Genomic DNA, 11,831 nt, shown 5'->3' on the forward strand with positions numbered 1-11,831 from the left:
TTGACAAAACAACTTACATCAAATTATAAGTACATGAAAATACCAAACAAAATGACAGCTGATGAAGCTGTTAAATTAATCAAATCAGGAGACAGAGTTTTAATTCAAGGAGGGTCTGCAACACCACAAGCATTAATAAAAGCGATGGTTGCACGTGCTCCAGAATTAAGAGGTGTAGAACTTGTTCATTTACATACTGAAGGTGAGCACGGTTATACAGCTCCAGAATTAAGAGAAAGTTTCCATACAAATGCCTTTTTTATTGGTGGAAATATTCGTAAAAACATAGGTGATACCGCAGATTACATTCCAATTTTTTTAAGTGACATTCCAAGCTTATTCCGTCAAGGATATATGGATTTAGATGTAGTTATGGTAAATGTTTCTCCTCCAGATAAACATGGATTTTGCTCTTTAGGAGTTTCTGTAGATATTGTACTTTCAGGAATTGAGCAAGGAAAAAAAGTAATTGCACAAATAAACCCATTAATGCCTCGTACTTTTGGAGATGCACAAATTAGCATTAAAAACTTTGATGCTTGTGTTGAAATTGAAGAAGAAATTTACGAAATGAAATTTGTAGAACCTTCAGAAACTGAAAGCGCAATTGGTAAAAACATTGCAGAAATTATTGATGACGGTGCAACGCTTCAAATGGGAATTGGAGGTATTCCAAATGCTGTTTTAACTTTCTTACACAATCACAAAAATTTAGGTGTACATACTGAAATGTTTGCTGAAGGAATTGTAGACTTAGTTGAAAAAGGAATTGTAAACGGTTCAAAGAAAAAAGCAAACCCATACAAAATTGTATCAGGTTTCGCAATGGGAACACGTCGTTTATACGATTTTATGGATGACAATCCAGAAATTGAAATGAGAGACATTGCTTATGTAAATGATACGGCAGTTATTCGTCAAAACCCTTCTGTAACAGCAATTAACTCTGCTATTGAAGTTGATTTAACTGGGCAAATTTGTGCCGATTCTATTGGTATGAGAATGTTCTCTGGTGTAGGTGGTCAAATGGACTTTATGCGTGGAGCTGCATTATCTGAAGGAGGAAAACCAATTTGCGCCATTACTTCAACAACAGCTAAAGGTGTTTCAAAAATTGTTTCTACATTAAAACCAGGAGCCGGAGTGGTAACCACACGTGCGCACGCAAGATTTGTTGCAACTGAATATGGTGTAGCTGAATTATTTGGAAGAAGCCTAAAACAAAGAGCCGTTGCGTTAAGAGACGTTGCACATCCTGATAGTAGAGAAGAATTAGACAAGGCCATTTTCGAAAGATTTGGAAGTAGCTTAATGATAAAATAAATCAATTGAAATTAGCGTTTTTTAAATTTGTATTTTTGAAAACGCTAAATTTTAAAATCATATAAATTAACACACAATGAGCGATAAAAATAAAGCACTTTTTCCTGAGTTTCCACCAGTCTCTACTGAGCAGTGGATGGAAAGAGTGACCGCAGATTTAAAAGGAGCTGATTTTGATAAAAAACTAGTTTGGAAAAACTTAAATGGTATCAATATTCAACCTTGCTACAACACTGAGAATACAATTGAACAACTTCAAAATACAGGAGAAAATTCACAATCTCTAGTTAATTTCCGTAGCATTGAAGTTACAACTGTTGAAAGTGCAAACAAATTAGCTTTAAAAGCTATTGAAGAAGGTATGAACGGTATCATTTTCTCTTTAAAAGAAACTGTTTCAGCTGCTACACTTTTAAATGGTTTAGATTTAGATACAACAACAGTAGCTTTTGAATTATCTTCAAACGCTGTTGCTTTTGCTACTGATGTAGTAGCTGTTGCAAAAGGAAAAGATTTAAAAGGATACTTTAACACAGGTATCATTTCTAATTATGTAACAACTGGTTCTTTTGATGAAAGTCAAATTGAAGAAGCTACAGCATTAGTAAATTTAACTGCTGATTTTCCAAACTTTAAAGCAATTACAATTTCAGGAACTGAATATTTAGATTCAGGTGCAAACCAAGTTCAAGAAATTGCGTACACTTTAAACTCTTTAGTTTTCTTAATTGAAAAACTTTCAGAAAAAGGTGTTGAAGCACAAACTATATTTAACAACTTAAGCTTTAAACTTGCAATTGGTTTAGAATACTTTGTTGAAATTGGAAAATTTAGAGCTTTCAATAGTTTATTAGCTGAAGTTACAGCTAAATATGGAGTTGCTGAATTAGCAAATACCATAACAGCTAAAACTTGTATTTGGACAAAATCTGTTACAGATGCTGAAACAAACTTATTACGTTGTACAACTGAAGCAATGTCCGCTATTTTAGGAAATGTAGATGGTGTTTTAATTGATGCTTACGATAAAGAATTTAAAAACCCTTCAGACTTTTCAAGTAGAATTGCTGGTAATATTACTACAATTTTAAAAGAAGAATCTTACTTTGGAAAAGTTTCAAATCCGGTTGATGGATCTTACTATATTGAAGAAGTTTCTTCAAAAATAGCTGAAAAAGCATTGGTTTTATTCCAAGACATTGAAGCAAAAGGTGGTTTTTATACTGCTTTTGAAAACGAAACAATTCAAGCTCAAATTGCTGAAATTCGTTTACAAAAATTAAAATTAATTAGCCAACGTAGAACTCCGTTAGTAGGTGTTAACAAATATCCTAATTTAATGGAAACTATTGCTGTTGATATTCTTTCTGAAGGAGCGCAAGATTCTTCAAAAGTATTAACGCCAAGAAGAGCTTCTTTAGAAATTGAAGCTCTAAGAAGAAAAACAGAAGAATTAGTTGCTGACACTAAAGTGCGTCCAATTGTACAATTAGCAAGCTTTGGTAATTTAACAATGCGTAAAGCTAGAGCAGCCTTTGCATACGATTTTATTGGTGTTAGCGGTTTTGACGTTCACCAAGAGGAAAGTTTTGAAAGTGCAGAAGCAGCTGCTACAGAAAGTGCAAAATCAGATGCTCATATTGTAGTAATTTGTAGTTCAGACCAAGATTACGATGAAAGCGCAGTTGCATTTATTAAAGCATTTAGAGCTATTGCTGCAGACAAAGTATTACTGCTAGCTGGTGCTCCAAAAAATATGGATGAATTAACTGAAGCTGGTTTAGATGGTGTTGTAAATATGAGATCAGATGTACTAGTTACACTTTCTAAAATTCAGACTAAAGTTCAAAAAACATTAAAATCTTAAGAAGTATGAAACCAGATTTTTCAGATATAAAATTAAATTCAGCTGTTAAGCAAACAGCTGCAACTTCAGAGAATCAAGACGTTTGGAATACTCCTGAAGGAATCCCTGTAAAAAAACAATTTACAAAAGAAGACATTTCAGAAGCTGAGCATTTAGGCTACGCTGCTGGTGTACCTCCATTTTTAAGAGGACCTTATAGTGCTATGTATGCTATGCGCCCTTGGACAGTACGTCAATACGCAGGTTTCTCAACTGCCGAAGAGTCAAATGCTTTTTACAGAAGAAATTTAGCTGCTGGTCAAAAAGGACTTTCAGTTGCTTTTGATTTAGCAACACACCGTGGATACGATTCAGATCACCCACGTGTAACTGGTGATGTTGGTAAAGCCGGTGTTGCCATAGATTCTATTTTAGATATGGAAATTTTGTTCGATCAAATTCCATTAGATAAAATGTCTGTTTCTATGACAATGAATGGTGCTGTACTGCCAATTATGGCCTTTTATATTGCTGCTGCAAGAAAACAAGGTGTTTCTTTAGATAAACTTTCTGGAACAATTCAGAATGATATTTTAAAGGAATTTATGGTGCGTAACACTTACATTTACCCACCTGCACCTTCAATGAAAATTATTGGAGATATTTTTGATTATACAACTCAAAATATGCCTAAGTTCAACTCAATTTCTATCTCTGGTTACCATATGCAAGAAGCTGGTGCAACTGCAGATATTGAATTGGCTTATACATTAGCAGATGGTATGGAGTACATTAGAACTGGATTAAAATCTGGTTTAAAAATTGATGAGTTTGCTCCTCGTTTATCATTTTTCTGGGCAGTTGGTATGAATCACTTTATGGAAATTGCAAAAATGCGTGCTGCACGTATGCTTTGGGCAAAAATCATTAAGTCTTTCAACCCAAAAAATCCAAAGTCAATGGCATTGCGTACGCATAGTCAAACTTCAGGATGGAGTTTAAGTGAGCAAGATCCTTTTAACAACGTAGCTCGTACTTGTATTGAAGCAATGGCTGCTGGATTAGGTGGAACGCAATCACTGCATACAAATGCATTGGATGAAGCTATTGCTTTACCTACAGATTTCTCTGCACGTATTGCACGTAACACGCAAATCTTTATTCAAGATGAAACTCAAATGACCAAAGCGGTTGATCCTTGGGCTGGTTCTTACTATGTAGAATACTTAACACAAGAGATTGCTAAAAAAGCTTGGAAATTAATTGAAGAAGTTGAAGAACTTGGTGGTATGGCAAAAGCTATTGAAACTGGAGTTCCAAAAATGCGTATTGAAGAGGCTTCTGCTCGTAAACAAGCACGTTTAGATTCTGGTCAAGATATTTTAGTTGGGGTAAATAAATTCCAAACTGAAGAAGAATCTGACATTGAAATTTTAGAGGTTGACAATACAGTTGTAAGAGACTCTCAAATTGAGCGTTTAAATAAATTAAAAGCTGAACGTAATTCAGAAGTAGTTGCTGCAAAACTAAAAGCATTAGAAGACTGTGCTGGAGGTGCTGAAGGTAACTTATTAGAACTTGCTGTTGAAGCTGCTGAAAATTTTGCTACTTTAGGTGAAATTTCTGATGCTTTAGAAGTTCATTTTGGAAGACATAAAGCGGATACTAAATTAATAAGTGGCGTGTACGGTAAAGAAGTAGATAACGATAGTACGTTTGCAAAAGCACAGCAATTAGCTGATAAATTTGCAGAAATTGAAGGTAGAAGACCAAGAGTTATGATTGCAAAAATGGGTCAAGATGGTCACGATAGAGGTGCAAAAGTGGTTGCATCTAGTTTCGCTGATTTAGGTTTTGACGTGGATATGGGATCTTTATTCCAAACTCCTGAAGAAGTTGCAAAACAAGCTATTGAAAATGATGTTCACTTTATTGGTGCATCTAGTTTAGCTGCTGGTCATAAAACATTAATTCCTCAATTAATTGAAGAATTAGCAAGTTTAGGAAGACCTGATATTATGGTATTTGCAGGTGGAGTTATTCCAGCGCAAGACTACGATTACTTATTCGAAAGAAAAGTAGCTGCTGTATTTGGTCCTGGTACTGTTATTTCAGAATCAGCAATTACAATTATGGAGAAATATTTAGAGCAAGAATAAGCTTTAAGTTTTAACTATTAAAAAGCCCAAACAATCAATTGTTTGGGCTTTTTTTTATGCAAATTTATTTTAAAAAAAATAGTAACTTTCTATTCTCAAAAACTGCACCAAATGAACTTTAAAACCCGTACAAATTTCAAACAATCGTTTTTTTATTTTTTTTGCATTTTCCTATGTTTTAGTTTCAGTATAACTGCTCAAAATGAGGTAAAAAAAGATACTGAATCAACTAAAGTTGAAGAAAGTGAAGTTATATCCTTAGATCAAATCTCTAATGAAGCAGAAAAACTAGGACAACGAATTTTTAGTTTGCGTACTATTTTAAAGCCAAGTACAGATGTTAAAACAGTAGATTCGCTTACCGTTTTAGCTGAAATAGAAATATTAAAAAGTAAAGATTCTATAGTTCAACTTTTTGACAGCATAAATTCTAGAGAACTTAGATCTGTAAAAGTACTATGGAAAAAACACCACACTACCTTAAAAGGATACCAAAATACATTAAAAGATAGGTCTGAAAATATTTCAGAAATTAACGAAGAACTTGTTGATGAATTTAATAAATGGTCTTTAACAAAAACTACATTGCAAAGCTCAAACAGCTCAAAAGATGTTTCAGAAAGCCTAGATAAAGTTATTAAAAACCTCCAAGATATTACAAACCTAGCGTTGCAACGGCTTGATGATGTATACCTTGTTCAAAATAAAATAACAAATTTACTTTTAATTATAGACGGATTAAACGCTGAAATAGACCAAGTAGAAAAAAATATAAAACGAGATTATTTTACGGTTGACGCACCTCCAATATGGAAATTAAATAAAATAACCGAAAGTGATAATGCTAATTTAGAATTGGCAGCTGAAAATTCTAAAAAAGGGTTTTTAACAGAATTAAATAAAGATATTCAGCAATTAAAAGTTTATTTATCTTCAAGAATAGGAGCTTTAACTTCACAAATTACATTGATTTTACTTTTAGTATTAATAATGTTTAAAGTGAATAAATCATGGAAAACAGAAGAAGAATTAACAAACCCTATTGAAAGAGAAGCCAAAACTATATTGAAACATCCGCTGTCTGCATCACTTGTTGTTGGCTTGCTAATTTCAGCATATTTTTATGGTGGTTTAACTTCTTTTTTTAGAGAAATTCATATTTTATTAGTGCTAATAAGCACCATTATTTTATTACCAAAATTAACAACTCAAAAATTTAGAACCACGTTAGTTCTGTTCCTAGTTATCTATCTTGAAAACTTATCAGAACTCTACATCTCAATAAGTGAATTAACCGCTAGACTTATTGACATTGCTGTAACCGTTTTATTAATTTATGCGCTTATAAAAGGGCGAAAAGTGATAAAACAAAATCCATCAGCTTTTCAACGGTTTAATAAACTGTTCCTTTTTATTTCTCCAATTTACATTTTATTATTAGTATTTTCAATTGTAATAAATTGTATTGGTATGGTTGGTTTATCAAATTTCCTATACCAAGGAATATTTATTTCAGCCTTATTTAGTGTTGTTGTTTATTTAATTGTAAAAGTTATAACAGGACTCACAGTTATATTATTTAAGCTTAAAAAAACATCTTCAAATATTCAAACACTTTCAACAATGGTAAATGTAACCAATCAACGGTTACAACCAACATTGTATTGGGCTGGTTTTTTATATTGGATTTACTTTTCGTTAATTGGATTTAACATTTATGAAGATCTATTAGCTTGGGTAAATGAAATTTTATTAATTGATTGGAAAGTAGGTGAAATGACCATTTCTTTAGGTGGAGTTTTAGCATTTTCAACCATTTTTATAATCACTTTATTATTGGCAAAATTAGCCGCTTCCATTTTTCAAGATGACTGGGTAATTAATACTTTACCTCGTGGAATTGCTCCAGCTATTTCGCTTTTATTAAGAATTATTGTAATAAGTATTGGTTTTTACATTGCGCTCTCTGCAGCAGGCATAGATTTAAGTAAGGTAGGCTTTATAGTGGGAACGCTTGGTGTTGGTATTGGTTTTGGATTACAAAATGTAGTTTTAAATTTTGTTGCCGGTTTAATTTTAGCTTTTGAAAGACCAGTAAATTTAGGTGATGTAATTGAAATTGATCAAGAAAAAGGAGTAATTACAAATATTGGTGTACGTTCAAGTAATATTAAAACCTACACAGGTGCCGAAGCAATTATTCCAAATGGTGATTTAATTTCAAAAAAAGTTGTTAACTGGACACTTACAAACCGAGATAGAAGAAGTAGAATTTTAATGAAAACATCACCAAATGCTGATCCTGAAAAAGTCATAGAATTATTTAATACTATAGCAAATGAAAATGAATTCACCTTTAAAGATCCAGCTCCTAAAACCTATTTTTACGGCTATAATGTTGATGGAAATTTAGATTTTGCTTTAATGTATTGGACCACATTTTCTGATACTTTGTCTGCTGATAACGACATTGCTCTAAAACTATTTAAAAAATTAAAAGAAGAAGGTATTGATGCACCAATACCAACTAGAAAAATTATAAAATAAATTAAGTTTTATAAACATTTGAATACCTATTTTTACGTTTCAAAAAATAACTATGGATTTTTCAAAAGTAAAATTGGTTGTAACTGATATGGATGGAACTTTACTAAACTCTAAAAGTGAGATTAGTAAACAATTCCCCAAAATTTATCAGGATTTAAAAAAACTCAACATTCAATTTATTGCTGCAAGTGGAAGACAGTATTTTAGTATTATTGACAGGTTTGATACAAGTATACAAAATGAAATTACCATAGTAGCAGAAAACGGAGCTTTTGCAAAACACGGAAATAAAGAGCTATTTACATCTTGTATTCCTTCAGAATATATTTCAAAAAGCATTTATACCTTAAGAAAATTAGACCAAGTTTACATTGTTTTATGTGGTAAAAAATGTGCTTATATTGAAACAAAAGATGAAGCTTTTATTGCAATGTTTCAAAACTATTATTCTGAATTTACAATAGTTGATGATCTAACAAAAGTTACCAATGATACTTTTTTTAAAATAGCTGCTTTTCACTATAATTGTTCTGAAACTTTTATTTACCCGGTTGTTAAACATTTTGAAAATGAACTTCAAGTGATTGTTTCAGGTAAGCAATGGTTAGATATTTCTCACTTAAATGCTAATAAAGGACACGCTATAAATATTCTTCAAAAACAATTAAATATTTCAAAAGATGAAACTATGGCTTTTGGTGATTATAACAATGATTTGAAAATGTTAGAACTAGCAACATTTAGCTATGCTATGGAAAACGCACATACAAATGTTAAAACAATTGCAAATTTTCAAACAAAAACAAATGATGAACAAGGTGTTGAGTTCATTCTAAAGCAACTTATAAATTCAAGAAAATAAGTTTAATTAAATAGATTTTTTAAATTCATCAATCATTAATTGAGCTGCTTTTACAGGTGAAATTTTTGCTGAAATAATATCTTCCTCTAAACCGGCAAGATGCGCTTTAATATTTGCTGAACCGTAAAATAAATTTTTTAAATTTTCATTAATATTATTATACATCCAATCTATTTGTTGATGATTTCTATTTTTTTCAAAATAGCCATTTTCATCAACTAGCTCTTTGAAGTTACAAACTTCATCCCAAACGGTATCCATTCCAATATTCTTAATTGCAGATGCGGTACTAACCACAGGACTCCAACCAGACTCAGCCAAAGGAAAAATATGTAAGGCATTTTGATATTGTATCCTTGCCATTTCACTCATACGAATATTATCTCCATCAGCTTTATTTATCACTACCATATCAGCCATTTCCATAATTCCTTTTTTAATTCCCTGCAACTCATCACCTGCGCCTGAAAGCATTAACAATAAAAAGAAATCTGTCATACCGTGTACAGCCGTTTCAGACTGCCCTACTCCAACGGTTTCAATTAAAATAACATCGTAACCATTCGCCTCGCAAAGTAGCATTGTTTCACCTGTTTTATTAGCTACACCACCCAAAGTATCACCTGATGCTGATGGACGAATATAAGCTTCTTGCATATTTGCCAATTCCTCCATTCTAGTTTTATCACCTAAAATACTTCCTTTAGATCGCTGACTACTAGGGTCAATTGATAAAATAGCAACCCGCTTTCCTTTTGTAATTAAATATTTTCCAAAAGATTCAATAAAAGTACTTTTTCCTACACCCGGAACACCTGTAATTCCAATACGAATTGAGTTTCCTGAATACGGTAAAATTTCTTGAATAATTTCCTTAGCAAGCACTTTATCGCTTTCTAAATTACTTTCAATAATAGTTATTGCTCTAGACAATAACATTCTATCACCTTTTAAAATCCCATCAATATAAGCTGATGCGGCTAATCTTCCTTTTGGCTTGTAATTTTTCATGAACTCTAAATGTAGTAACCAATTTTTGAATTGGTTTTATATACTTTTTATGAAAAACAAAGATAAACATATTAGAAAAAAGCATCATGAATTTTAATGTTTTATTTAGTAAAATTCCAACCTCGTAATTTGTAACAATAGTAACCTTTTGTATTCAAAATCAAGTTCTATTTTTGCAGTACAATATTTAAATGATAATGAAGTGTAAGAATTACAGTTAATCATCGTCAAAAGATTGAAAATAACAAATAGTTTATGGAAAGTAATATAATTTCAAATAGTATAAAAAAAGCAGTTTCGTACTCAACATACAGAACTTTAATTAAAGGGTTATTAGTTGAAGAAAAATCAACAGGTAAAAACCAATCTGAAGAGCTTACAAATTACAGCAAGCTTAATGATAAGCGTATGGATCGTTTGGATAAAACCATGAAACTTACTGCAGAAACACAAGAAGCACTTAACAAATTAACTAAAAAATTCACCTTTTTAGTTATTGCTGAAGGTTGGTGTGGAGATGCTGCACAAGTGCTACCTGTTTTAAATAAAATTGCCGAAGCAACCTCTAAAATTGATTTAAAAATTGTGTGTAGAGATGAAAATGACGAGTTAATGAATCAATATTTAACCAATGGAGGAAAAGCTATTCCTAAGTTAATTATTGTTGACCAAAACACAAATGTAATCGATTCTTGGGGCCCAAGACCTTCAACTGCTACTCAAATGGTGTTAGATTATAAAAATGCTCACGGATCTTTAGATGCTGAGTTTAAGAAAAACCTTCAAATTTGGTACAATAAAGACAAAGGAATAAATACCCAAAATGATATTTTAGCTGTATTGCAAGCTTCCTAAGTTGAAATAGGCTAATTTTACTATACCTTTGCCTTTTAAACTTTTATAATGATTGTAGATTTTGACAAAATCCCTGAATGGAGTAAACTTTGGGTATATCCATCTAGCAGAAAATTTTATCCTCAAGAAATTGAGGGTTTAAAAAATAGCATAGAAGAATTTTTAACCAATTGGAGCGCTAAAGAAGAAGCTTTCGATTGTGCTTACGAAATTAAATACAACCGATTTATTCTTATTGCCGTTGATAATTCAGACATCAATCTTTCATTAAAATCACATGATGCGTTAGTAGCTTTTATTTTAAGTTTAGAAGTAAAATACAATATTGTTTTATTAGATAAAATAAATGTATGCTACAAACAGGGTGAATTTGTGCAATACAAAGATTTAATTGAGTTTAAAAAAATGATAAAAACTGGTGGTGTATCAAAAAAAACTACCGTTTTTGACAATATGATTACTAGTAAAGATGCATTGGAAAATGATTGGGAAATAAATATTACTGATAGTTGGCTAAGTCGCTATTTAAAATAAATTAACTTAAATTTTCTTCAATAAATAATAACGGATCTTTTGCGTTTTCCACATTAAATTCTCCAATTTTTGTTCTTCTAAGCGCTGTTAAATGGCCTCCTGAATTAAGCGCATTCCCAAAATCAAACGCTAAAGAACGAATATAAGTTCCTTTACTACAAACAACTCTAAACTCTACTTTAGGTAAATTAATTTTTGTTATTTCAAAAGTAGAAATTGAAATTTTTCTGGTCTTAATTTCTGTAGTTTCACCAGATCTTGCTAGTTCATACAACCGTTTTCCATCTTTTTTAATAGCTGAAAAAATTGGTGGTTTTTGATCTATTTCACCAACAAATTGCTTTGTTGTTTCATAAATCAACTCATTTGTAATATGTTCTGTAGGGAAAGTTTCGTTTACTTCAGTTTCTAAATCGTAGCTAGGTGTTGTAGCTCCTAATGTAATTTCACCTGTATACTCTTTTATTTGCCCTTGATATTCTTCAATTTTTTTAGTGAATTTTCCGGTACATAAAATTAATAAACCACTTGCCAAAGGATCTAAAGTACCTGCATGACCTACTTTAATTTTTTTTATACCAAACTGTTGACGAATGTGCCAACGAATTTTATTTACTATTTGAAATGAAGTCCATTCTAAAGGCTTATCAATAAGCAATACTTGACCTTCTTGGTAATCTTTAAGATTCATTAA

At 31.5% G+C, this 11,831-nt stretch carries 9 protein-coding genes; 7 read left to right on the plus strand and 2 right to left on the minus strand.

Features of this window, described 5'->3' with window-relative positions:
- Positions 1-33: 33 nt before the first annotated feature.
- The 5 genes from ACFQ5N_RS13455 to ACFQ5N_RS13475 all read left to right on the plus strand — a co-directional run bounded on the left by ACFQ5N_RS13455 (position 34) and on the right by ACFQ5N_RS13475 (position 8,737).
- The gene (locus ACFQ5N_RS13455; protein WP_386810223.1) at positions 34-1,323 is read left to right on the plus strand and encodes an acetyl-CoA hydrolase/transferase family protein; all 1,290 of its coding nucleotides are present in this window, start codon (positions 34-36) and stop codon (positions 1,321-1,323) included.
- A gap of 76 nt (positions 1,324-1,399) precedes the next feature.
- Positions 1,400-3,190, plus strand: a complete 1,791-nt coding sequence (locus ACFQ5N_RS13460; RefSeq protein ID WP_386810225.1) for a methylmalonyl-CoA mutase family protein — start codon at positions 1,400-1,402, stop codon at positions 3,188-3,190.
- 5 nt (positions 3,191-3,195) lie between these two features.
- A complete protein-coding gene (gene scpA / locus ACFQ5N_RS13465) occupies positions 3,196-5,328 on the plus strand; it encodes a methylmalonyl-CoA mutase (protein WP_386810226.1) in 2,133 nt (710 codons plus the stop codon).
- A 111-nt stretch (positions 5,329-5,439) separates the two neighbouring features.
- Complete coding sequence (locus ACFQ5N_RS13470) at positions 5,440-7,875, plus strand: mechanosensitive ion channel family protein (RefSeq protein WP_386810227.1); 2,436 nt, start codon at positions 5,440-5,442, stop codon at positions 7,873-7,875.
- 52 nt (positions 7,876-7,927) lie between these two features.
- Entirely contained in the window at positions 7,928-8,737 is an 810-nt protein-coding gene (locus ACFQ5N_RS13475; protein WP_386810229.1) for a Cof-type HAD-IIB family hydrolase, read from the plus strand.
- A gap of 6 nt (positions 8,738-8,743) precedes the next feature.
- Here the strand turns inward: ACFQ5N_RS13475 and meaB are convergent, their stop codons facing one another.
- Positions 8,744-9,748, minus strand: coding sequence for a methylmalonyl Co-A mutase-associated GTPase MeaB (meaB, locus tag ACFQ5N_RS13480; RefSeq protein WP_386810231.1), 1,005 nt, complete (start codon positions 9,746-9,748; stop codon positions 8,744-8,746).
- A 255-nt stretch (positions 9,749-10,003) separates the two neighbouring features.
- On the opposite strand from meaB, the gene ACFQ5N_RS13485 reads away from it, so the two are divergent.
- Both ACFQ5N_RS13485 and ACFQ5N_RS13490 read left to right on the plus strand, forming a co-directional pair.
- Positions 10,004-10,603: a thioredoxin family protein gene (locus ACFQ5N_RS13485; RefSeq protein ID WP_386810232.1), complete on the plus strand. Its 600-nt coding sequence runs from the start codon at positions 10,004-10,006 to the stop codon at positions 10,601-10,603.
- Positions 10,604-10,651: 48 nt separating this feature from the next.
- Positions 10,652-11,137: an ABC transporter ATPase gene (locus ACFQ5N_RS13490; protein ID WP_386810233.1), complete on the plus strand. Its 486-nt coding sequence runs from the start codon at positions 10,652-10,654 to the stop codon at positions 11,135-11,137.
- Position 11,138: 1 nt separating this feature from the next.
- Here the strand turns inward: ACFQ5N_RS13490 and truB are convergent, their stop codons facing one another.
- Positions 11,139-11,828, minus strand: a complete 690-nt coding sequence (gene truB, locus ACFQ5N_RS13495) for a tRNA pseudouridine(55) synthase TruB (protein ID WP_386810234.1) — start codon at positions 11,826-11,828, stop codon at positions 11,139-11,141.
- Positions 11,829-11,831 lie beyond the last annotated feature (3 nt).

Origin of the sequence: Lutibacter holmesii (assembly GCF_042679665.1) — a bacterium.
GTDB lineage: Bacteria > Bacteroidota > Bacteroidia > Flavobacteriales > Flavobacteriaceae > Lutibacter > Lutibacter holmesii.